Raw genomic sequence first — 21,886 nt, 5'->3', positions numbered from 1 at the left:
TTACCTAATCCGGCTTACTTATTCCCTAGTCCTGCAATACACGGCGAAACAAAAAGCTCACCTTTATAGGCGCCCTGCACAGTGCGCCTGGCGACGATCAGCCACATCAACGCCAACGTCAGCACCAGCACACTGCCGAACACACTGAAGAACCCCAGATGCAGCAGGCTCGCCAGCTTCAACGTGGCCAGCGCATACACGCCCAGTGGAAAGGTAAACCCCCACCAGCCGAGGTTGAATGGGATGCCCGCACGCAGGTAACGCAGGGTGATCAACACGGCGATCAGCATCCACCACAAACCGAAGCCCCACAGGGTAATACCGGCCACTAGGCCCAGGCCGTTGGCCATCTCGCCGACACCGGGCATGCCGTTGGCGGCAAAGATCGCCGGGGCGTCGCCGCCGAGCAGCAACATACCCAGGGCACCGGTGCCGATCGGGCCAAGGGCCAGCCAGCTCGACGCAGCCATATTGGCGTGGGGCAGTTTATGCAGGGCCATGCGCAACATCAGGATGGTCAGGATGCTGAACGCCACCGGCAGGGAAAACGCCCACAGTACGTAGCCTGTCACCAGCATCACCAGTTGCCCATGGGCATCGGCCAAGTGCGGCGCCAACAGGCCACCGCTGGCAGCGGCCACTTCAGCAGCGACCACGGGCAGCAGCCACACGGCCGTCATCTGGTCGATGCTGTGTTCCTGGCGGGTGAACATCATGAATGGGATCAACACGCCACAGGCCAGGGCCATTGCCACGTCCAGCCACCACAGGGCTTCGGCCAGCGGTATCACATCGCCGCCCCAGCGCGGCAAGCCGAACAGCAGCAAACCGTTGAGAATGGTCGCCAGGCCCATGGGGATGGTGCCGAAGAACATCGAAACCGTGGAGTGCCCGAAGATCCGCCGCGCCTCGTGGAAAAACATCACCCAGCGGGCCGCATACAATCCGCTGAACAATACAAACAGGCCGATGGTGAGCCACCACAAGCCTTCGGCGATGGCGTACAAGCCCGGCAGGTTGACCGGCACCTGCGCCAAGGCCAGCGCCAGCACGCCGGTGCCCATGGTCGCGGCAAACCAGTTGGGGGTGAACTGGCGAATCACTTCCCGTGGCCGGGCCAGGTGACTGAAGGGTTTGTAACTGATGGTATTCGAGCAGGTCATGATAATTATCCTCTTCCTCGCATGAGGTTGAGACCATGGTAGAACCCAATCGAATATCTATATAACGGGTAATTTCTCTAACTGTTATCTGTTTTACCTATAAGCGCGTTTTACCGAGCCCTGTACCAGCAGCCCCCCCAGGGCACCAAGCGATAGCAGGATCAGCACAACGCCATAGCCATCGGTGGTGGCGATCAGGCCGAAACTGCGGATCAGGTTGCCCGCCAGCAGCGACGGCAGGCAGAACGCCAGGTAGCTCAACACATAAAACGCCGACATCAGGCCGGCTCGCTCGTGGGGCAGCGCCAGGGGCACCACGCTGCGCAACGCGCCAAGAAAACCGGCGCCGAAACCGCTGCCCGCAACCAGCGTGGCCATGAAAAACAGCGGCAGACTGGCACTGTGCACCGCCGTGAGGATCAGCCCCACACCGACGGCCAGCAGGCTTGCCCCCAGGCGCAGGACTTTGTCGGCAGGCCGATTGCGCAGGCTGAAGATCATCAGCGCGCCGCTCAAGGTCAGCACCGCCACCAGCCCACCGCCGATCAGGTTGGACGTGGAGCCGGTCGCTGCCCGCACCAGCGAGGGCGCCAACGACAGATAGAACCCGCCCATCGCCCACACCGCCACATCCACCGGCAGCGACAACCACAAGGCCCGGCGCGCCTGGGGCGGCACATGCAAGGTCGGGCGCAACGAGGCCAAGGCTCCCGGAATGCGACTCACGGTTTCCGGCAGACGCCATACGTACAGCGCCTGCAACAGCATCAGCACGAACAGTGTCCAGTAGATCAACTGCGTCGGCAGCGGCGCGAACTCCACCAGCACGCTGCTGCCCATCGCACCGCACGCCATGCCCAGCAACGGCGCCACACTGTTGACCAGCGGCCCCTGCTGGCGATCATGGTCGAGCAGCGCGGCACCGAGCACGGCGGTGGCCATGCCAGTGGCGAAACCTTGCAACGTGCGTGCAGCAATCAGCCAGGCCACGCTGCCCTCATTGATAAACAGCAACATCGCCAGCATATCCAGGACCAGCGCGGCGAAAATCACCGGCTTGCGCCCCAGGTGGTCCGACAGCGAGCCCACGGTCAACAACGCCGCCAGCAGGCTGATGGCATAGACCCCAAAGATCAGCGTGAGCATGCCCGCGGAAAAATGCAGGCCTTCCTGATACAGGTGATACAACGGCGTCGGCGCGCTGGACGCGGCAAGAAACGTCAGCAAGGTGATCGCCAGGAACACCAGGCTGGAACGGTTAGAAGGGTTGCTGGACATGGGCACGCTCCGCTAAAGCTAATATTTTGCTTTTGCGGAGTGTGCTACTGGCCGGCGCTTAAAGCAAATTCTTTGTGTTAAGGTCGCAAACATGGCGATAAAAGAAGGCCTCCGCCCGGGGGGCCGTAGTGCCCGGGTCCAAGAATCCGTCCATAAGGCGGTGCGCGAATTGCTGGAAGCCCATGAGCGTTCCAGCGTCACCGTGCCGATGATTGCCGCGCGCGCAGGCGTCACGCCGTCGACCATCTACCGGCGCTGGGGCGACCTTTCGGTGCTGCTGGCCGATGTGGCCCTGGCACGCCTGCGCCCGGACAGCGAACCGGCCAACACCGGCAGCCTGCGCGGCGACCTGCAAGCCTGGGCCGAGCAGTATCTGGATGAGATGAGTTCAGAGCCGGGACGCCACATGATGCGCGACGTGCAATGCAGCCAGACGCCGGGGTATTGCGTGGCGCTGATTGGCGGGCAGTTGCAGGTTATCGTGGATCGCTATCCCGGCGAACAGGCGCCCAGCGTGGAGCGGTTGATCAACCTGCTGGCGGCGCCGACGGTGTTCAGGATTCTGTTTGCGGATGCGCCGTTGCAGGTTGAAGAGCTGCATGCGCTGATCGAGTTGGCACTAAAGCCATAATGCCTTGCAGAAAACCAAATGTGGGAGCGGGCTTGCTCGCGAAAGCGGTGGGTCAGCGAATACATCTTTGACTGATACACCGTCTTCGCGAGCAAGCCCGCTACCACATTTTCTGACCGCATGCAGTCAGTGAGTCAGGTACGCATCCCACGCCCGCTCACCAGCAGCTTCGCGCAGCCGATATACAGCACCACGGTCGCCACCAGCATGAAGGTGATCGCCACGCTGATCTTGATGTCCGACACCCCCAGAATGCCGTAACGGAACGCGTTGACCATATGCAGCACCGGGTTGGCCAACGACACGGTCTGCCAGAACGGCGGCAGCAAGGTGATCGAGTAGAACACCCCGCCCAGGTAGGTCAGCGGCGTCAGCACGAACGTCGGGATGATCGAAATATCATCGAAGTTGCGTGCAAACACGGCGTTGATGAAGCCCAGCAGCGAGAAGATCGTCGCCGTCAACACCACCACCAGAATGGTGACCCCGAGGTGATGCACCTGCAGGTGGGTGAAGAACAGCGACAGCAACGTCACGATCACGCCGACCATCAGGCCACGCAGCACGCCGCCCACGGTGTAGCCGATCAGGATGGTATGCGGCGACACCGGCGACACCATCAGTTCCTCGATCGAACGCTGGAACTTGCTGCCGAAGAAACTCGACACCACGTTGCCGTAGGCGTTGGTGATCACCGACATCATGATCAGCCCCGGCACGATGTACTCCATGTAGGTAAAACCACCCATATCGCCGATCTGCCGGCCGATCAGGTTACCGAAGATCACGAAGTACAGGACCATGGTGATCGCCGGCGGTAGCAGGGTCTGCGGCCAGATCCGGGTAAAGCGTTTCACTTCTCGATAGATGATGGTTTGCAGCGCGACGAGGTTGGGTTGCAGTTCGGAACTCATAACGCCACCTTCGCCAGATTTTTCTCCACCAGGGACACGAACAACTCCTCAAGGCGATTGGTTTTGTTGCGCAGGCTCAGCACTTCGATGTTCTGGGTCGCCAACTGCGTGAACAGCGCGGTGATGCCCATGGCTTTGTCCACCTGCACTTCCAGGGTGTGGCTGTCGACCAGGCGGCTCGGGTAGCCGAGCAGCTGCGGCGGCACCGACAGATTGTTCTTCAAGTCGAGCAGGAAGGTTTCCACATGCAACTGGCCCAGCAGGTTACGCATGCTGGTGTTCTCGACAATGGTGCCGTGGTCGATGATGCCGATGTTGCGGCACAGCTGCTCAGCCTCTTCCAGATAATGGGTGGTGAGGATGATGGTGATGCCCTTCTCGTTCAGCTCGGTGAGGAAGGTCCACATCGAGCGGCGCAGTTCGATGTCCACGCCGGCGGTGGGCTCATCGAGGATCAGCAGGCGCGGTTCATGCACCAGCGCGCGGGCAATCATCAGGCGCCGCTTCATGCCGCCGGACAGCGAGCGCGAGGGGACGTCGCGCTTGTCCCACAGGCCCAGTTGGGTCAGGTATTGCTCGGCGCGTTCCTTGGCGATTTTCGCCGGGATGCCGTAGTAACCGGCCTGGGTCACGACGATGTCGAAGGTCTTTTCGAACTGGTTGAAGTTGAACTCCTGGGGCACCACGCCGATGGAACGCTTGAGCGCGGCCGGTGATGTGTCCAGGTCATGACCGAAGATGTTCACTGTGCCGCTGGTCTTGTTGACCAGGGTCGACAGGATGCCGATGGTGGTGGATTTGCCGGCACCGTTGGGGCCGAGCAAGGCGAAGAAGTCACCTTCGGCAACGTCCAGATCGATACCACTCAGGGCCTGGAAACCGTTGCCGTAGGTTTTGGTTAGCTGCCGGATGGACAGAGCGGAACTCATATCGGATTACGCACCAAAGAAGGGAATAGGAAGAATAGATGAAGGCGCACGCCACGAAGTTCAACGGCGGCGCATGACAGGCATGGTGGCTGCCCGCGCCGCACAAGTACAGTCACCTGTATTAATAGTCAGTATTAAGTCAACGCGGTCATGACCGCTTTGCGATAGGCCGGGCGCTGTTGCAGGCGTTGGTACCAGGCCTCTAGATTGGGCATCGCAGGCCGTTCGATAGGCATTTCGAACCAGGCGTAGATAAAGCAGCCCAGGGGAATATCACCCATGCCGAATTCGCTGCCCGACAGATACGGCTGCTCGGCGAGGGCTTTTTCCACGGTGCCGAGCACATCGATGCAGGCTTGGCGCGCGGCGTGAATGCTGTCCCAGTTCTGTTTTTCCGCCGGGGTGCGCAGGATGCCCCAGAACACCGTCTTGAACGGCTCGGCGAGAGTGGAAGTGGTCCAGTCCATCCACTTCTCGGCGCTGGCGCGCGCCTTCACATCACTGGGATACCAACTCCCCCCCTGCTTGGCGCAGAGGTAACGCACGATGGTATTGGACTCCCACAGTACAAAGTCGCCGTCCTCGATCATCGGCACCCGGCCGTTGGGGTTCCGCGCCCGGTACTGCGGGGTGTCGACCACACCAAACGCCCCGCCCGCATCGATTGACTCATAGTCCAGGCCGAGTTCTTCGGCGCACCACAGTGCTTTCCTGACGTTTGATGAATTTTTACGACCCCAGATTTTCAGCATGACCGTGCCTTATTGTGTGGTGAGCGCAGCAGCATACGCCGGTTCACCCACGGCTTGAATCGGTGTGCATGTCACCGAGCAGCGGCGGACTGTCTGCGGCAAACAGATGCGGGTAACACGTACGAATATGCTCGAAGAAAAACGCTTCAGGCACATCGGAAAACTGCCCATGGTCGACGATGTACTCCATCGAGCGCTGCCCCTGGCGGTTGAACGCGTGGAACACACTGTCATTGATCCCATCGAATTCCAGCGGCGGCACATCGAACACGTCACACAGCTTCCTGTTGAACGCCGGGGTGGCCTTGACCCAACGCCCGCGCAAGTAAAGTTCGGTGTAACCGTGCATGGCGAATACATCGCTTTTGAGTAAAGCGAGCAGGCGCGGCGTCGACAGATGATTGCGCACATCCGCCAGGCCGATACGCGCCGGGATGCCGCAGTGGCGGGCGCAGGCAGCGAGCAGGTTGGCCTTTGGCACGCAATAGCTTTCACCGCTGGCCAAGGCGAAGCTGGCATTCAAGGTGCTGGGATCGCGGCTGAAGGTATAGGGGTTGTAGCGAATCGCCTCACGTACGGCGTAATAAAGACTGACTGCCTGGTCATTAAAATCCGCACTGGTACTGCGATGCTTTTCGGCGAACTCCACCACCGCAGGGTGGTCACTATCGATGAAGCGGCTGGGATTCAGGTACGTATCCATGAGCGTTATCTCCGAAGGAAGCCTGGAGTCTAACCACAGGCCTGCCATCGAGATAACGACGAATCGGCCAAATCTCGTTACACCCGGATCACCCCGCTTGCTCGGATGCCGACTAAGCTCCCTGGTGGTTTCGCCCCTGGTTTCACGGAGGATTGAATATGCTGTTGTTGTGGATACTGGTTCTGGTGGTCGGCATTGCCTACCTGGCACACCGCCGCACCGCGCCCCTGCCCGCCCTGGGCGTGGTCGCCGTCTACCTGCTGGCGATGGGCGCATGGAGCCACGCGCCGGGCTGGCTGCTGCTGGTTTTCTGGGTACTGATCGCCGTTGTCGCCGCGCCGTTGCTGCTGCCCGACCTGCGCCGCCAATACTTCACCAAGCCGCTGTTCAGCTGGTTCCAGAAAGTCCTGCCACCGATGTCCGAGACCGAACGCGATGCCATCGACGCCGGCACCGTGTGGTGGGATGGCGAACTGTTCAGCGGCCGCCCGGACTGGGACAAGCTGCTCGCTTACCCCAAGGCCCAACTGACCGAAGAAGAACAGGCGTTTATCGACGGCCCCACCGAAGAACTCTGTGCAATGGTCAGCGACTGGGACATCGGCCAGGCCATGGACCTGCCGCCCGCCGCCTGGGAGCACATCAAGACCCATGGCTTCTTCGCCCTGATCATCCCCAAGGAATACGGCGGCAAGGGCTTCTCGGCCTACGCCCACTCCCAGGTGGCGATGAAACTCGCGACCCGCAGCGGCGACCTGGCGTCCACCGTGATGGTGCCCAACTCCCTCGGCCCGGCCGAACTGCTGCTGCACTACGGCACCGAGGAGCAACGCAACCACTACCTGCCGCGCCTGGCCCGGGGCGACGACATTCCATGCTTCGCCCTCACCGGCCCGCTGGCCGGCTCCGACGCCGGTGCCATGCCCGACACCGGGGTGATCTGCAAAGGTGAATGGCAAGGCAAGGAAACCCTCGGCCTGCGCCTGAACTGGGAAAAACGCTACATCACCCTGGGCCCGGTCGCGACCCTGCTCGGGCTGGCGTTCAAGGCCCATGACCCGGATCACCTGCTGGGTGAAGAGGAAGACCTGGGCATCAGCCTCGCGCTGATCCCCACCGATACACCGGGTGTGGAAATCGGCCGTCGCCACCTGCCGCTGGGCGCCGCGTTCATGAACGGCCCCAACTCCGGCAAGGACGTGTTCATCCCCCTGGAATTCCTGATTGGCGGCCAGGAGATGCTCGGCAAGGGCTGGATGATGTTGATGAACTGCCTGTCCGTGGGCCGTTCGATTTCCCTGCCTGCCGTGGGCACCGGCGCCGCCAAGTTCACCAGCCTGGTCACCGGCCAATATGCCCAGGTCCGCGAGCAGTTCAACGTCCCGCTCTCGGCGTTCGAAGGTATCCAGGAAGCCCTGGCGCGGATCGGCGGCAATGCCTGGCTGATGGACAGTGCGCGCATGCTCACCGCCAACGCGGTGGACCTCGGGGAGAAACCCTCGGTGCTGTCGGCGATCCTCAAGTACCACCTCACCGAACGCGGCCGCGAGTGCATCGGCCACGCCATGGACGTGCACGGCGGCAAGGGCATCATCATGGGCCCGAACAACTACCTGGGTCGCAGTTGGCAAGGTGCGCCGATCTTCATCACCGTGGAAGGCGCGAATATCCTCTCGCGCAACCTGATGATCTTCGGCCAGGGCGCGATCCGCTGCCATCCGTTCGTGCTCAAGGAAATGGCCTTGGCCGGTCGTGAAGACCACGATCAGGCGCTGAAGGAATTCGACGGCCTGTTGATGCAACACATTGGTTTTGCCGTGAGCAACGCCGCCAGCACCCTGGTGTTGAACCTGGGCATCGGTCACTTCGAGAAAGCACCGGGCAACCGCTTGAGCCAGGGTTATTTCCGCGCGCTGAATCGTCAGGCCGCGGCGTTCGCCCTGCTCGCCGACCTGAGCATGATGCTGCTGGGTGGCGAACTGAAACGCCGCGAACGCCTGTCGGCACGCCTGGGCGATGTACTCAGCCACATGTACCTGGCCTCGGCGGCGCTCAAGCGTTACCACGACCTGGATTCGCCGGGCCACATGGAGCCGCTGTTCGCCTGGGCCATGGAGGAAAGCCTGGGTGAATCGGAGCGCGCACTGGACGAACTGCTCAGCAACTTCCCGAACAAGGTGCTCGGTTGCCTGCTGCGGGTGATCGTGTTCCCGTTCGGCCGTCGACATACCGGACCATCCGATGCGCTGGATGCCGAAGTCGCCGCAGTGATCGGCCGCGCCAAGGGCGATCCGACCCTGGAAGAGTTGCTGGCTGGCTGCTACCGCCCGCAATCGGCGCAAGACCCGGTCGGCGCCCTGCAACATGCCTACGACCTCCTGGGCGCCAGCCATGCGTTGCAGAAGAAACTGCATACCGCGCTCAAGAGCGGCCAGGTCAAACCGGCGGCTGGCGAGCATGCCATCGACGCGGCGCTGGAAGCGGGCGTGCTGCAACCGGCCGAAGCGCAAACTCTGCGCGACGCCGAAGCGGCGCGGCGCAAGGTGATCGACGTGGATGATTTCAGCAAGGAAGAGCTGGCCCAGGCAGAGGGCACAGTCCGCTGATACCGGCGGTCATATAAATACGGGCGCGAGGGCTATATACTCTCGCGCCCGTTTTTGCTTTAGAGGACTTATCTCGTGTCCAACGTCGTTGCCGATCATCTCGTCTTGCTCGACCACCTGCGCAGCATCCTGGTTGCCGTCGGCGAAGCCGAACAGGTGCCCGAGGAAAGCCACACCTTGTTCCTGGAGCGCTTCGACGAATTGCGCGCCCTGCTGCCGATCGACCCGATCGAAAGCCAGTACCTGGGCCAGGACCTGATGAGCCAGGTCATCTTGCGCTACCCACAAATCGCCCATCTGGTGCCACGCGACCTGCTGTGGTTCTTTGGCGGCGATTGCCTGCACTTCATGCCGGACGAAGAACTGGACATGTACCAGGCCCTGGAAGAGCGTCGCTTCGAAGCCGAACAGAACGACGAACCGTTCGACTGGAACCAGGAAAAGCAGCTGCTGGCCATGCCTGAAGACCAGAGCAAGCACTGATAGTCGAAACACCGCAGAACCCATTGTGGGAGCGGGCTTGCTCGCGAATACGGAGTGTCAGTCAATATATTCATCAACTGGCAGACCGCTTTCGCGAGCAAGCCCGCTCCCACATTTTTTAGACCGCGTATCTACCGTCGGCGCAACGTCGGCTCCTTGGCCATGCACTCCACCAGATAATCAATAAACACCCGCAACTTGGGCGGCAGATACCGCGTTGGCGAATGCAGCAGCCACACATCGCCGTGGTACGACGCAATAAAATCCCACTGCGGCAACACCTGCACGACCCTCCCCGCGTCCAGATCATGGCGCGCCGTAAAGTACGGCAGACTGCCAATACCCACATGCTGCAACACTGCATCCAACCGCACGCCGGTATGGTTCGCCGCATAACGCCCACGCACCCCGACCGTCACCGTCTTGCCAGCCTGGCGAAACTTCCAGCGCGCATCCGCGGCAGTTTCTCCCAGGTAGATGCAACTGTGCTCCAGCAGGTCATGGGGATGCTCCGGTGTGCCGTACTCAGCCAGATACTGCGGCGTCGCGCACAGCAAGTGTTCGATGGGAAACAATGGCCGCCCCACCAACCCCGGCGGCGGGCTTTCGGAGATGCGCAGGATCAGATCCAGGTTGTCGTCGATCAAATCCACCGGCCGGTCTTCCAGGATCAACTGCACATCCACTTTGGGATAACGGCGCAAGAACTCCGGCACATGGGGATGCACCACAAACCGCCCCACCGCCTTGGGCACGCTGACCCGTACCAGGCCTTCGGCCTCATGGGTAAATTGGCCGCTGACCTCCATCACCGAGCGCGCCGCGTTGACCATGTCCTGGCAACGTTTGAACACCTCTTCGCCGCCCTCGCTCAAACGCAATTTGCGCGTGGTACGTTGCAGCAAACGCGTGGCCAGGGCTTTTTCCAGGCGCGAAATACTGCGGCTGACCGATGACGGCGAAGCGCCCATTTGCCGGGCGGCTGCGGAAAAGCTGCCGGTTTCCACCACCTTGACGAAAATCGCCATTTCGCCCAGTAGCGGCAAAGGAAGATTGATGCTCATGACGCACAGGTCCATTGATAGTTGAGCGGATTATCACCTATTGACGCACTATTTATACTGCGCGCAGAACCCTGATGCGGATATAGAAAATGACCGAGCGCCTGTTTTTCACCCATGACCACCTGACGGCCGAGCTCGAAGTGCTCAGTTGCACGCCCCACGAGGCGCAGTTTGCAGTCATCCTGCAGTCGACGATCTTCCATCCACAAGGCGGTGGCCAGCCATTCGATACCGGCTGGCTCGGTGACAGCCAGGTATTGCGCGTCATCCAGGAAGCCGACCAGGTGGTGCACTACGTTGATCAAGCGGTCACCCCTGGTCCGATCAGCGCGCGCGTCGATGAGACACGCCGCGCCCTGCACACCCGCCTGCATTCTGCCGGGCACCTGATCGGCAACGCCGGCGAAAGCCTCGGCTGGATGCCGATCAAGGCCCATCACTGGCCGGGCGAAGGCAAGATCACCTTTATCCGTGGTGAAGCGGCACAAACCATCGACGCCGAGACCATCCAGCAACAGGTCAACCAATGGATCGCCGCGGATTACTCGCGCCATATGGCCTTGGATGAAGGCACCCGCGAAGTCGGCTTCGGCGAGTTGCCCGCCTACGCCTGCGGCGGCACACACGTCCAGGCCCTGAGCGAACTGGGCCAGGTAAAAATCCTCGCCCTCTCGGAAAAAAAAGGCGCCCTATCCGTCCGCTACGAGCTTTGTAGTGAGCAGGCTTGCCCCGCGCCGGGGGGCGAAGCCGCCCCAAAACCGTAAACCGCGGTATTTCAGAAAGACCGAGGCGCCTGGATTGGCACCAGCAACTGGTTGGGCGGCTACCTGGATAATTCACGCAACCTGGAGGTGGTGATGCGCAATGAAGGGATGGCTAAACGTGTAGGGCAACTGCATGAGCAGTTGTGGGACGGGCCCTATGCCAAAGCGCTGGAGGTGACAGACGAGTATCCAGCCCCACACCCAGGCACCTTGTAAAATGTCGTTCGCTTGCTAGCCTTGCACTCTCTGGGCGCAGCTTTAGCGGTGCTGCGCGTTCAGGTCACTCACATGAGAGCCCGCCCATGAAAACCGCCGCCCTTCGCTTTTCTTGCATGTTGCTGTTGCTTATCCCTCTGAGCGCCTGCGTCAACAACGCGCAAACACTGACCCTCGTCACCCTCGCCGACGGTACGCGCGGCCTCAAAAACGCAGTCGATATCGGGCCTGTGGGCCCCTCCCAAGGCGATCTTTTTGTATTCGATCAACCCTTGATGGACCAGGACCGCAAAGACATCGGCAGCAACAGTGGCTACTGCGTCACCACCCTGCCGGGGGTACACAGCCAATGCCAATGGACACTGCTGTTCTTCGGCCCCGATAAAACCGTCATAGGCACTATCGTCGTAGGCGGGCAGGAGCTTGAAGCGGGTCAATCCACAGTCGCCGTCATCGGCAGCACGGGAAAATATGCCGGGGTTACCGGCACAATGACTTCCGAGCCCAACCTTGATGGAACATTCACCCAAACCCTGTATCTGGTTAGTCATCTACCGTGAAAATCGCCGCTTCTGATCGGGCAGTGATTGCAGAGCGAAGCAGAAAAATTCCCTCAATCGGGTCTCCCACCCCCTCCTTTGCAGTGTTAGTGTGTGGAAATGTTTCTGACACTTCAGTCAGAAACCTCTTACTCACTACCTGCAAAGGAATGCTCCAACAATGCACTTCCCACTCAAGCAACTGGCGGCTGCCAGCCTGTTCGCAGCCAGCCTCTCGGCGATCGTCACCCCCGCCTTCGCCAACATCTCCGTCGAGCAAAGCACCGCGATTCTCAAGAGTTTCAACGAAACCTCCGTCACTGATTTCCGTGGTTTCCTCGGCACCCTGGCCAAGGGCGACCTGGGCAAGACCGCCGACGTGGGCCCAGCGATCAGCGCCTTTCTCGACAACAAGCCGCTGAACGCCGACCAGCAGAACGAGATCAATCGCCTGCTGGGCATTTATACCCGCGTGAAGTACGGCAAAGCCGCCACCGAAACCCTGCGTGAGCTGGTGGAAATTCCGACCTTCAACATCGACGGTATGCCGCAGTACAAAAACCCGGAGTTCCTCAGGATCGCGGCCAAGATCAAGGACCTGGCAGAGGCCTTCAACCTGAACTTCCGCAATATCGACAACCGCGTGTATGAAATTTCCCTGGAAGGCGCCAGCGATGAAGTGGTCGGCATTCACGCCCATGCCGACGTAGTGCCGGTCACGCCGGAAAACTGGGTGTTGAAAGATGGCACCAAGCTCGACCCGTTCAAGGTCACGCTGATCGGCGACCGCATGTACGGCCGTGGCACCGAGGATGACAAGAACGGCATCGTGGTGGCGATGTATGCCATGAAGGTGATCAAGGAAGAGAAGCTGCCGTTGGCGCGCACGTTCAAACTGCTGGTGGACACCACCGAGGAAACTTCCGGCGATGCGATCCCGTATTACTTCGAAAAGAACCCGACACCGCAGTACAACCTGGCGCTGGACGGTGGCTATCCGGTGGTGATTGCCGAGAAAGGCTACGGCACCGTAATGGCCACCTTCCCGCGCCGTAAAGGCGAAGGCAAGGGTGCGGAAATCATCGCGATGACCGGGGGCATGGCGACCAACCAGATTCCATCGGCCTCGGTGGCGACCTTTGTCAGCGACAAGCCCGCCGAACTGGCGGCCAGCCTGCAAAAAGCCGGAGCGGCGTATGCCAAGGCCAATGGCGGCGACTTCGAGGTGGCAGCCAAGGCGGTCGGTAAAGAAGTGAAGCTGACGGTGACCGGTGTTTCAGCGCACTCCTCCGAGCCTGAATCCGGCATCAACCCGGTGGCGCGCATGCTCGAGTTGATCCACAGCATCGACGGCAAGATCGCCCTCAAGCACAACCACATCACCGACGCCGCGCGTTATGCGTCCGACAACTGGGGCCTGGACTACCTGGGCGGCAAGCTGGGGGTGGGTTTCTCCGACGAGTTCATGGGGCCGCTGACCACCTCGCTGACGTTTGTCGGCCAGGATGACAACGCCTTCAAACTGGCAGTGAACCTGCGGGTGCCGAAGGGTAAATCCCCGGAGACGTTGAAAGCGGAAATCGCCGACAAACTCAGCGCCTGGGACAAGCACGCCAAGGTCAAGGTGGATTTCACCTACTCGGTGGCCGAGCCGATGTACCGCAACCCGGAAGGCGAGTGGGTCAAGGCGCTGCTGGCAGTGGCCAGCGAAAACCTGGGCATGGAGCACAAGTTCGGCACGTCGGCCGGGGCGACCTCGGTGCATGAACTGCCCAATGGCGTGCAATTCGGCCTGGCGCGGCCCGAAGTGAAGTACACCGGGCACACCGACAATGAGTTCAAGACAGTCGAGCAGTTCCTGCTGGATTTGCAGATCGTCACTGAAATGATGGGGCGTGTCGGGCAGTTACCGAAGCTCTGATCTCGACAAGGGAGCCCGCCGCGATGGCGGGCTTTTTTCATCGGCCATCAATCACGCACAAACAAAAACGCCGATCATCGCTGATCGGCGTTTTTGTTGAATATGGAGCGGGAAACGAGACTCGTATCTAGCGTCCTACTCATTGAAATTCAAGGGATTTATTTTCTTGCCGAAGCAGGAAAAGACTCAATTCTGGACTTGTTTTCGGGGTGTTTCAAGAGCGAAAAAAGGGGTAATTCTAAGCAAGGCTATTGGATTCTACCCATAGCCAATGGACGAACGACCATCAAGCTGGCAGTGTCATTTTCACAGGATCAACAGGGTATGAGCCCCCCGAAAAGACGTCCCAACCTCCCCCGCTCACCAGTCAACTCACAACCGACGAATATCGGCTACCGCAGGCAACTCTTCGGGCTGGTAGACCATGAGCAGATGTTCTGGAGCCCTCTCCCGCTCAGGATCAATGGCCGCTCGGAAGGATTGGATTAAATACTTGGCGATAGGGGCGCGGACGTTAAAAACCGTTGCTGCAGTACCCCCCATGTATTCCTCACGGACCATACGGGCCTGTTCGGCCGACAGATCCCTGTGTGGCACCAGACGCACTGCAACTATCCTGTGCCAATCTACGTCTCGACCCAGCCCTGGGAGGCCGGCGTCTTCAGATGCACTTACCGCCGAAATTCGGCCAAGATTTAGGTCGCAGAATGCCTCGGCTTTCGAACAGTACGCCCGGATGTGCCACCGCGGTCCCGCTTGAATAAGCGAGTGCGGGCGAATTACTCGTTCATGTGCTTCAGGATTACTCATGGAGCGATAGAGCACTCTGATGCAGCGTCCTAGCCGCATTGCACGGTGAATCTGAGCAAACAGCGGGTGCCGGATCGATGTGGCATCGACCTGAATGCTTTCAACCCCCACACCTGCGGATACCGCATCTAAGCTTCCAATCGCTCCGATGAGTCTCTGGTACTCATCGAAAGTGCCACGAGTGAGTGTAGGACGTAGGCTCCAAGAACCCACATAGCTCTTGCTGCCACTATCGGGCTCGCAAGCATCCGGATACTCTGCCCGAAACCCCGCAATGTCCCGGCTGGCCAACGTCTCGTGGATGTTGAACAGATCAAGCAGTCGGGAGCGCGAAACGCGCCCTTCCCAGAGGAGCAGAATCTCGATAGCTTCAAAGCGCTCCTTTGGAGCAGAGTTGCGACGGGTCATATCCGGAAACCAATGAGAACATTTAGAGCCATAGCATAGATGTAGCAATAGACCTATGCTGCGGTTATCCGAGTAAATCAAACCGGGGCATTGGAAATGGAAGCCAGCACGCCACCGCTTTTTGAGCGTCTACCCAAGGACCTATTCCGGCCCTTAGCAGCGACCAACAATCTACGTTATTGGGATCTTCTATGCCGACTAATGATAGAAATGTGGGGGGATGGCGGACGCTCTCCCGGTGAAGAAGCTCCCAAAACAACAGTAATTCGCGCCATTGAGTCCTTCCTCGTGGCGGACGATCCATGGGAGGACGTGGAAAGTCCTATCACTATCCGCGCCCACGGCATCTTCAACTTTTTTTGCGAGAGCGGATGGCTCAGCCAACGTCGCCGTGGTGTCATCGATCACGTCACGGTGCGGCCAGTCGTCGCCCAATTTTTCACAGTTCTGATCGAATTTGCTCACCACAAGCCCGAGTTCCTTGGCGGCAAGGTTCGATCAATCTTCCTCAACTTACGCGAGGTCTCTGCCGGGAAGGCTCCCGAACTCTATCCCGAGGCTGCCCGGCAGGCCAAGCAGTGCATGGCGCACATCATCAACACCAGCTGCCGCGTTCAGGACTTGATGGACGTACTCGTGACCAAGACCACGGCTAGTGAGTTCGTTCGAGGCTTCTTTGAGGAATACATCGAGAAAGTTTTCATTGCGGATTACAGCGACTTCCGCACCAATAACCATCCACTGCAGTACCGATCTGACATCGTCAGCCTGACACTCCAGTTCCAGCACGATACCAATCTGCGCCAATCCTTGATCACGTGGTATGCCGAGAAGCAGGCAGATGGTGACCTCCTGCGAGCAGAGGCCTTGTACGAACGGGACACCCGTTTGCTTCTGCGCTTACGCGATGTCGAGGAGCATCTGCGTCGGCTGGATGAAGAGATTCGCGTGGCGCATCAGCGCGCCATGGCATTCTTCGAGTACAAGCTGCGATCACCGGGCAACTTCGACAAGCTGATCGACCAGGCCATCAGTGCCGCGAAGGTATTGGAGGAAGGCCATATTGCATTACCTGGCATCGCAGGGATCTATCACGCGTCCGAGTTTGGTTTAGCCAAGCCCCGCACACCGCTGCGAGAGCATGTATCGACCACGGTCGCAGAGATCGTCCCGACCATCGAGGAGCTCGCCAAGGAAGCGCTCCGGCAGCGGATGAACGCTGATCGCAACGTCACGCCCTTGAAGCTGGCGCAATACGTGGCGCGGCATTTAGGCGACCAGAGTGCAATCCGCTCGGATGAGTTGAATATCGATTCGATCCTTGATCTCTGCTGCTATCAGCGACTGCTGCTGATTGCCTCACGCGACGGTTGTCCTCAGGGCAAACGCAAGTCGGATCCCCATCTGCAGATGGTTCCGGGTATGCACGTCACATTCGTGCCCGAAACCAATACGAGGAATGAATACATGGAGCATCAACAGTTCGTGATTCGAGTGGGGAGGAAGTGATGGTCAGCTGGGAGCGATTGTCAGAACAGACGCAAGGTGAGTACGTGGTCGCCGACTTCGAGAAAGCGGCCTATCGGCTAATCGTGGAGCAAGTGCTATATGCCAGCGACCGTTTTAGCCGTGTGTCATATCACTTGATAGTCAAGCATTTCACGGCATACCGAGACGTCTTGTCCAAGTTGGGCATGAGCCTGATACACAATCATCACCATTCCTATGTAGCCGCTATTCCAACCCACCAGGTTGCCGAGAAAATGCGCCTTAGCGAAACCCGTCTGGCGCTGGTGCTACGTCGCCTCTACGACGACCGGATGCAGTCAGCGGAGATCACTGACGGCGAGGCCTATATCTCCCTCGAAGAACTGGAACGCGCCTACAAGGAGTGGCTCGGTAGAGAGCTTCCCGAGCGGGGTGATCTGCGCGAACTAGCCGTTGCCCTAAGACGCTATGGACTGGTGCGAGTACTGGACTCCGAGGACGGACAGCCCTTCAAGATTGCGATTCGTCCTGGAATCGCTGATGTGTTGGGGGAAAGCGCATTGCATCAGTTGGCCGCGCATGCGCCAGAACTGGATGGGGAGAACGACATTGAAGTTGCTTGAGAACATCGCCCTGGTCCAGTTTTTCCTTTACGAGGCAAAGGACCTGGAGACAGGCATAAACACCGCCTTTCTGGGCCCCAACGGTACCGGCAAGTCCGCCCTACTGGATGCGATCCAAGTGGTCATGCTTGCGGCCGACGGCAACCGCACGCACTTCAATGCGGCCAGCGAAGGCAAGAAGCGCTCCCGTACGCTGCGGGACTACTGTCTCGGGTCTTACATTCCAGGCGGTAGTTCCTACGCCCGAACGTCCGCAAACACTTACGTGGACCTAGTGTTTCGCGATGCCAAGACCGGAGTCCCCTTCACTGCGGGGGTTTCCCTCAGTGCTCACATTGACGATCCGAAGGTAGAGGTTAACGGCCTCTACATCCTGCCCGGCGTCGCAATGACTGCGAAGCACCACCTGCAAACTGAAGGTCCGCGTGAGACGGTAATGCCGTGGCGTGCTTTTCAACACATGGCGACCGATCTTTGTCGGCTCGAAGCGAAGACCGTGCCGGTGTTCACCCAGAACCGCGACGACTTCGTCCGACGCCTTCTAATCGATCACTTGGCGGGGCCCGGCGACAAACCGAATTCGCAGTCTCTTCGTGCCGCCTTTGCGCGCTCACTCAAGCTCAATGAGGACATCACCGATCTGAGCGAGACACTGCGGCAACACCTGATTGAGCCTATGCCTACGGGGGTAAAAGAGTTTCGGGCCCGCCTGGACGAGGTCCGTGACCTACGCGATCTCATCACGCGACTTAAGGAGCGAATCGATCGTGCAACCGAGGTTGCCGACAAGTACGGGGTAGTCAGGCGCGAGCGCACCGCCGACGCAAATCTGGCAGTACTCAAGCACACTTACTCCACCGAACGGCTAGGCGAAACGTTGGACTCTGCCGAGGCGGAAATAGAGAAACTGACTGAAGAGATTGAGCGGGCAAAGCTGGAGTTAGTTCGCTCCGAGGCCGAATCAACGCTGGCTATTGAGGCACGAGACCGAGTGATTGCCGAGCTCAACCGCGATCCCGATTTTCGCAAACAAGCTGGCCATGCTGAGAATCTGAAGCAACTGGAGTCAACTCTTGGACAGAGGCAAGCTCAACTTCGATTGCAGTTCCTCGCTATGTTAGCCGCGCTGAGTACAGCCGCCGACTTGCCAGACATGGAAGCCCACCGTAGTGCATTCGAAGGAGCGGCTTCGCAGGTGCGAGACCTGGAGCGTATACACGATGACGGCAAGGTCCCTCCAGCAGTTGCGATTCAGGCTACCCTTCGTTCCATGGCTCAGGCCTACAATGTGGTACGCCGCGCGGTAGCGGAGGCCGAAGCAGAGCATAAGCTTGCGACTGAAAAACGCCGCGAGACGATGATCGCCCGTGAACGTGCCAGTCGCGGACTTACGTCTCTACATCAGTCCACGATGCAACTGATGGGTGTGCTCTCCGATGCGGGTATCGACGTTACTCCCGTTTGCGACTTGGTAACTGTTTCGGACCCCAGCTGGCAGCCCGCCATCGAGTCCTGGCTAGGCCGGCACATTGAGGCCTTGCTAGTTCCTGCTGAGAAAGAGCTTGATGCGATTGCCATCTATCGCAGCAAGGCAGCCACCGGCATTTACGGCGTAAAGTTGGCCCTACCGTCCCGTACCCGTGAATGGCGTGCTATGGGCAATGAGCAATATGCGGCAGAGCTAATCCAGGGCAAGAGCACAGAGGCAGTGCAATACCTGCAGGGCGAGCTTGGCCGTACGGTGTTGGCCGAATCGAATGAGCAGCTTCGTGCTGGCGCCAAGGCGATTTCCAAGGAAGGCATGGCCAGTTCGGGCGGCGGCATAGAACGCCGGCGCCTCCCGGGTGCAGGCGAGCTACGGCTCGGCCGCACTGATAGTGGCGCGATGCGCCAACGGGCCGAACAGGATCTCCAGGTGGTAGAAGAGCGACTAAGAATAACGACTGCTGCCGTAGACCGGCTGTTGGCTGGTCAGCAAAAGCTGGCGCCGTTCGCGGACGCAGCGGTGCTGCAGGGCACCCTCGAGAGCCAGTTTTTGGTCGTAGCCCAAACGGCTGGTGCCACCGCGAATCTGAGGTCTGCGCTCGAAAGCACACAGACTGATTCCCTGGCCGGATTGCAGGCGAGGAAAGTAGCGGCTGACAGCAACGCGGTCAACGCCCGAGAAAAGGAATTGCAGTGGACTAGGGAGGTTACCCGTCTCGGAGAGAAGTTGACGCATACAAACACCCAAGTGGTGAGTCTGCAACAGCAACTGGAAGTCGAATCGCTACGGGAGCGAGAATGTCGTCAGAACACGCTCTACAACGCGAACGAAGTGGAGCGCCACCGTGCCAGACTGGACGAACGCCACAGGGAGAATTGGGCCCAGAAGCTGTCCAGTCTGGACCGTGCACTCCAGCAGGCGCGCTCGGCAGCCGATAACGCGGACCGTGAAGCATGGTATTTGTTTGCTAACTACACTCGGGATTACAACCTTCAAAACATCGACGTCAGCAGTAGCGACTGGTTGCGCGCATTCGAATTCATCTTGGCCGAACGGCAGCGACTGCAAGACTTGGAGTTGGCCGAGCAGGAGGAAAAAGCCGAAGAGGCTTACCAGGCGGCAGTGAAGGTGTTCCGCACGGACGTAGCACAGACACTGCTCACAGGGTTCGACCGCATTCAAGAACAGATTGACGGTCTCACATCAGTACTGAAGTCGGCACCCGCTTTCTCCAACAACGAACGATATGAGTTCAAGCACAAGGTGGTTGACGAACACCGGAGCCTTTACGACTTCCTTCGCCGAGTGCGAACACAGGGTAGCTCAGAAGACGACCTCTTCGGCGGACCTGGAGATATCCCGGAGGAGTTCCGCATGCTGGTAGAAGGAGACAGCAGTTCACCACTCTTGCACGAAACCAGCCCACTCAATGACCACCGCCGATTCTTCAGCTACGACATTGAGGTCTTCCAAGATGGCACCTCGGTCGGATGGCTCAGTAAGCGCTTCGGGCCGGCATCTGGCGGCGAGCATCGGACTCCGGTCTACCTTATTTTCGGGGCGGCGCTCGCAGCCGCCTACGGCAAGTCCAAGGGAAGTACGGCGGGCGGCGGGATCATGTTGTTGGATGAAGCATTCGAGAAGATGGATCCGCAAAACGTCCGAGCCACGGTCCAATATCTCAACGCACTGGGCCTGCAATTAATCATGGCCGGCCCTGAATCCGACCAGGCCAAGTTGTCGTCGTTTCTGAGCATCTATTACGATATGTCCCGCTTCGGGTCGCGGAATGTGCAGTTCAAGAAGAATATAGTGCTCGACGGCGCCCGTGACCTATTACAGAGCGACAATTTCTTCGTCAATCCAAACTTACTACAGCAGGAGATTGATCGTCTTACCGAGGCCGGCAATGTCACTGGCTGACTCCGTACTTGATCGACTCCTCTTGCGGGGCGAGCGCTCCCGGCTAAGCGGAAATACCCGAGTCCTTCGCGAGTCGTTCAAGTCCTCTCTCTCCCCTTACTGGCAGCAGAGCCTGGACGAGCGTGACCGGATGCACGTTCACATGCAAGCAGCCTCGTCGGCGGGCGCTATCAGGCTTGAATGGGCCCGACAGGGTGGAGATGACCGCCCTCTTGATGCAGTCGTACTCCAGGACCTCGACAGGCTGGCGGCGTACCTGGGCCGCTCCACCGTAAATGCGTCCGTTGCTCAAGCGGGGAACATCCTTGCACCGTGGAGCATGAATGGTCGGGTGGAAGAGTTGCTCGATTGTTGGAGGCGTCTTAAACAGGTGCGATCACTAGGGCCAAACTCCGCTGCAGACTTTGCTGACGCCTTGCGCGTTCTCGACAGCATGGCCGTCGCGAGTGAGGACCGCATCGTACGCCAGCTCAGCGTTCAGTTGTTCCGCGACTCCAAGCGTATTGAAGCGCTATGCAAGCATCTGGATCTACTCACGTCCGAAGCGCTGAATGCGCCGGCAAGGCACTGGAGTGAAGTCTTTGGCGCTATCGGACTTTCCAAAGAACCGCAGCCATTTCTGGTCTCAGGCATCGGAGCGCTCAGACTCTCCGACGGTATTGATTGCCCGATTGTCCGTCCGTTCGTAGGAGTGGCAAACACAGCGGTACATGGTTACTCGGGTACTCCAGCATGGCTGCTATCGATCGAAAACTTGACTACCTTTCACCAGGCCGCGCGCGCACTTGGCAATACACGGCAAGGAATTGTCATCTATACCGCAGGCATGCCTTCGCCCAGTTGGGGCAGGGCCTATTCCCATATACTTTCGTCGCTCCCGACTGATGCTAGCGTTTACCACTGGGGCGACCACGACGAGGGCGGCTTCCGGATTGCTGCACGGGTGGCGCAGTTTGCAGCTGCAGTCGAGCGTCACCTCAAACCGTGGTCCATGGACGCATCGCAATGGGGAAAAATCGGCGAACCAGCCAAGTCTGACCAACATCGCTCTATGGTCAAGAGTGCAGAGCGAGCAGGATGGATCGAGCTAGCCTCGCGGATTAGCCCAGTGCTGTTTGAGCAGGAAGGCCAAACGCTTTTTTTACCCCTTTGAAAATTTGCGAGTCTTCCACATATGCGGGCGGA

The 21,886-nt window shown here is 59.3% G+C and carries 18 protein-coding genes and 1 pseudogene; 11 read left to right on the top strand and 8 right to left on the bottom strand.

Going from position 1 to position 21,886, the window contains the following annotated elements; translation table 11 throughout:
* Positions 1-14: 14 nt before the first annotated feature.
* Both AC3ISR_RS09590 and AC3ISR_RS09585 read right to left on the bottom strand, forming a co-directional pair.
* Entirely contained in the window at positions 15-1,163 is a 1,149-nt protein-coding gene (locus tag AC3ISR_RS09590; protein WP_489324722.1) for a TDT family transporter, read from the bottom strand.
* 93 nt (positions 1,164-1,256) lie between these two features.
* The gene (locus tag AC3ISR_RS09585; RefSeq protein WP_192298865.1) at positions 1,257-2,441 is read right to left on the bottom strand and encodes an MFS transporter; all 1,185 of its coding nucleotides are present in this window, start codon (positions 2,439-2,441) and stop codon (positions 1,257-1,259) included.
* Positions 2,442-2,532: 91 nt separating this feature from the next.
* On the opposite strand from AC3ISR_RS09585, the gene AC3ISR_RS09580 reads away from it, so the two are divergent.
* The gene (locus AC3ISR_RS09580) at positions 2,533-3,072 is read left to right on the top strand and encodes a TetR/AcrR family transcriptional regulator (RefSeq protein WP_192298864.1); all 540 of its coding nucleotides are present in this window, start codon (positions 2,533-2,535) and stop codon (positions 3,070-3,072) included.
* Positions 3,073-3,206: 134 nt separating this feature from the next.
* On the opposite strand, the gene AC3ISR_RS09575 is transcribed toward AC3ISR_RS09580, so the two are convergent.
* From AC3ISR_RS09575 to AC3ISR_RS09560, 4 genes are all read right to left on the bottom strand, one after another.
* Positions 3,207-3,986, bottom strand: coding sequence for an ABC transporter permease (locus AC3ISR_RS09575; protein ID WP_017737220.1), 780 nt, complete (start codon positions 3,984-3,986; stop codon positions 3,207-3,209).
* Positions 3,983-4,915 carry an ABC transporter ATP-binding protein gene (locus tag AC3ISR_RS09570; protein WP_192298863.1) on the bottom strand — a complete coding sequence of 311 codons (933 nt, stop codon included), beginning with the start codon at positions 4,913-4,915 and terminating at the stop codon, positions 3,983-3,985. The genes AC3ISR_RS09575 and AC3ISR_RS09570 overlap by 4 nt, the downstream gene beginning before the upstream one ends.
* 134 nt (positions 4,916-5,049) lie before the next feature.
* Entirely contained in the window at positions 5,050-5,667 is a 618-nt protein-coding gene (locus AC3ISR_RS09565; RefSeq protein ID WP_463984295.1) for a glutathione S-transferase family protein, read from the bottom strand.
* Between the two features lie 43 nt (positions 5,668-5,710).
* Positions 5,711-6,370: a transglutaminase-like domain-containing protein gene (locus AC3ISR_RS09560; RefSeq protein WP_489324721.1), complete on the bottom strand. Its 660-nt coding sequence runs from the start codon at positions 6,368-6,370 to the stop codon at positions 5,711-5,713.
* A 158-nt stretch (positions 6,371-6,528) separates the two neighbouring features.
* Here AC3ISR_RS09560 and AC3ISR_RS09555 point away from each other — a divergent pair, with 158 nt between their 5' ends.
* Both AC3ISR_RS09555 and AC3ISR_RS09550 read left to right on the top strand, forming a co-directional pair.
* Entirely contained in the window at positions 6,529-8,976 is a 2,448-nt protein-coding gene (locus AC3ISR_RS09555; RefSeq protein ID WP_192298860.1) for an acyl-CoA dehydrogenase, read from the top strand.
* Between the two features lie 75 nt (positions 8,977-9,051).
* Complete coding sequence (locus tag AC3ISR_RS09550; RefSeq protein WP_192298859.1) at positions 9,052-9,459, top strand: PA2817 family protein; 408 nt, start codon at positions 9,052-9,054, stop codon at positions 9,457-9,459.
* A 131-nt stretch (positions 9,460-9,590) separates the two neighbouring features.
* Here AC3ISR_RS09550 and AC3ISR_RS09545 read toward each other — a convergent pair whose 3' ends face one another.
* A complete protein-coding gene (locus AC3ISR_RS09545; RefSeq protein WP_192298858.1) occupies positions 9,591-10,523 on the bottom strand; it encodes a LysR family transcriptional regulator in 933 nt (310 codons plus the stop codon).
* 89 nt (positions 10,524-10,612) lie between these two features.
* Between AC3ISR_RS09545 and AC3ISR_RS09540 the strand changes: the two genes are divergently transcribed.
* From AC3ISR_RS09540 to AC3ISR_RS09525, 4 genes and pseudogenes are all read left to right on the top strand, one after another.
* Positions 10,613-11,287, top strand: a complete 675-nt coding sequence (locus tag AC3ISR_RS09540; RefSeq protein ID WP_489324720.1) for an alanyl-tRNA editing protein — start codon at positions 10,613-10,615, stop codon at positions 11,285-11,287.
* A 27-nt stretch (positions 11,288-11,314) separates the two neighbouring features.
* Positions 11,315-11,503 (top strand): annotated as a pseudogene (locus AC3ISR_RS09535) (phospholipase D-like domain-containing protein); the annotation flags it as partial.
* 86 nt (positions 11,504-11,589) lie between these two features.
* Positions 11,590-12,063, top strand: a complete 474-nt coding sequence (locus tag AC3ISR_RS09530; RefSeq protein WP_463984299.1) for a hypothetical protein — start codon at positions 11,590-11,592, stop codon at positions 12,061-12,063.
* A gap of 160 nt (positions 12,064-12,223) precedes the next feature.
* Positions 12,224-13,963 (top strand): dipeptidase, encoded by a 1,740-nt coding sequence (locus tag AC3ISR_RS09525; RefSeq protein ID WP_489324719.1) that lies wholly within the window; start codon positions 12,224-12,226, stop codon positions 13,961-13,963.
* Positions 13,964-14,335: 372 nt separating this feature from the next.
* Here the strand turns inward: AC3ISR_RS09525 and AC3ISR_RS09520 are convergent, their stop codons facing one another.
* On the bottom strand, positions 14,336-15,181 hold the full coding sequence (locus tag AC3ISR_RS09520; RefSeq protein WP_489324718.1) for a WYL domain-containing protein: 846 nt from the start codon (positions 15,179-15,181) through the stop codon (positions 14,336-14,338).
* Positions 15,182-15,277: 96 nt separating this feature from the next.
* On the opposite strand from AC3ISR_RS09520, the gene AC3ISR_RS09515 reads away from it, so the two are divergent.
* The 4 genes from AC3ISR_RS09515 to AC3ISR_RS09500 are packed head-to-tail and all read left to right on the top strand — an operon-like array spanning position 15,278 to position 21,854.
* Complete coding sequence (locus tag AC3ISR_RS09515) at positions 15,278-16,690, top strand: Wadjet anti-phage system protein JetA family protein (RefSeq protein ID WP_177091793.1); 1,413 nt, start codon at positions 15,278-15,280, stop codon at positions 16,688-16,690.
* Entirely contained in the window at positions 16,690-17,292 is a 603-nt protein-coding gene (locus tag AC3ISR_RS09510; RefSeq protein ID WP_046482107.1) for a DUF4194 domain-containing protein, read from the top strand. The genes AC3ISR_RS09515 and AC3ISR_RS09510 overlap by 1 nt, the downstream gene beginning before the upstream one ends.
* The gene (locus AC3ISR_RS09505) at positions 17,279-20,701 is read left to right on the top strand and encodes an SbcC/MukB-like Walker B domain-containing protein (RefSeq protein ID WP_489324716.1); all 3,423 of its coding nucleotides are present in this window, start codon (positions 17,279-17,281) and stop codon (positions 20,699-20,701) included. The genes AC3ISR_RS09510 and AC3ISR_RS09505 overlap by 14 nt, the downstream gene beginning before the upstream one ends.
* Entirely contained in the window at positions 20,688-21,854 is a 1,167-nt protein-coding gene (locus AC3ISR_RS09500) for a Wadjet anti-phage system protein JetD domain-containing protein (protein ID WP_489324715.1), read from the top strand. Before AC3ISR_RS09505 ends, AC3ISR_RS09500 begins: the two co-directional genes overlap by 14 nt.
* The last annotated feature ends 32 nt before the right edge of the window (positions 21,855-21,886 follow it).

This window comes from Pseudomonas sp. GL_117, from assembly GCF_057835125.1.
Note: the sequence above shows the minus strand (reverse complement) of the source record. Positions and strands in the feature narration are given on the sequence as shown.

What these genes read in the sequence shown, in the direction of transcription:
- AC3ISR_RS09570 (WP_192298863.1), bottom strand. Translation starts at nt 4,915, where the DNA reads ATGAGTTCCGCTCTGTCCATCCGGCAGCTAACCAAAACCTACGGCAAC.
- AC3ISR_RS09590 (WP_489324722.1), bottom strand. Translation starts at nt 1,163, where the DNA reads ATGACCTGCTCGAATACCATCAGTTACAAACCCTTCAGTCACCTGGCC.
- AC3ISR_RS09560 (WP_489324721.1), bottom strand. Translation starts at nt 6,370, where the DNA reads ATGGATACGTACCTGAATCCCAGCCGCTTCATCGATAGTGACCACCCT.
- AC3ISR_RS09545 (WP_192298858.1), bottom strand. Translation starts at nt 10,523, where the DNA reads ATGAGCATCAATCTTCCTTTGCCGCTACTGGGCGAAATGGCGATTTTC.
- AC3ISR_RS09500 (WP_489324715.1), top strand. Translation starts at nt 20,688, where the DNA reads ATGTCACTGGCTGACTCCGTACTTGATCGACTCCTCTTGCGGGGCGAG.
- AC3ISR_RS09520 (WP_489324718.1), bottom strand. Translation starts at nt 15,181, where the DNA reads ATGACCCGTCGCAACTCTGCTCCAAAGGAGCGCTTTGAAGCTATCGAG.
- AC3ISR_RS09575 (WP_017737220.1), bottom strand. Translation starts at nt 3,986, where the DNA reads ATGAGTTCCGAACTGCAACCCAACCTCGTCGCGCTGCAAACCATCATC.
- AC3ISR_RS09585 (WP_192298865.1), bottom strand. Translation starts at nt 2,441, where the DNA reads ATGTCCAGCAACCCTTCTAACCGTTCCAGCCTGGTGTTCCTGGCGATC.
- AC3ISR_RS09565 (WP_463984295.1), bottom strand. Translation starts at nt 5,667, where the DNA reads ATGCTGAAAATCTGGGGTCGTAAAAATTCATCAAACGTCAGGAAAGCA.
- AC3ISR_RS09510 (WP_046482107.1), top strand. Translation starts at nt 16,690, where the DNA reads ATGGTCAGCTGGGAGCGATTGTCAGAACAGACGCAAGGTGAGTACGTG.
- AC3ISR_RS09515 (WP_177091793.1), top strand. Translation starts at nt 15,278, where the DNA reads ATGGAAGCCAGCACGCCACCGCTTTTTGAGCGTCTACCCAAGGACCTA.
- AC3ISR_RS09555 (WP_192298860.1), top strand. Translation starts at nt 6,529, where the DNA reads ATGCTGTTGTTGTGGATACTGGTTCTGGTGGTCGGCATTGCCTACCTG.
- AC3ISR_RS09580 (WP_192298864.1), top strand. Translation starts at nt 2,533, where the DNA reads ATGGCGATAAAAGAAGGCCTCCGCCCGGGGGGCCGTAGTGCCCGGGTC.
- AC3ISR_RS09530 (WP_463984299.1), top strand. Translation starts at nt 11,590, where the DNA reads ATGAAAACCGCCGCCCTTCGCTTTTCTTGCATGTTGCTGTTGCTTATC.
- AC3ISR_RS09540 (WP_489324720.1), top strand. Translation starts at nt 10,613, where the DNA reads ATGACCGAGCGCCTGTTTTTCACCCATGACCACCTGACGGCCGAGCTC.
- AC3ISR_RS09525 (WP_489324719.1), top strand. Translation starts at nt 12,224, where the DNA reads ATGCACTTCCCACTCAAGCAACTGGCGGCTGCCAGCCTGTTCGCAGCC.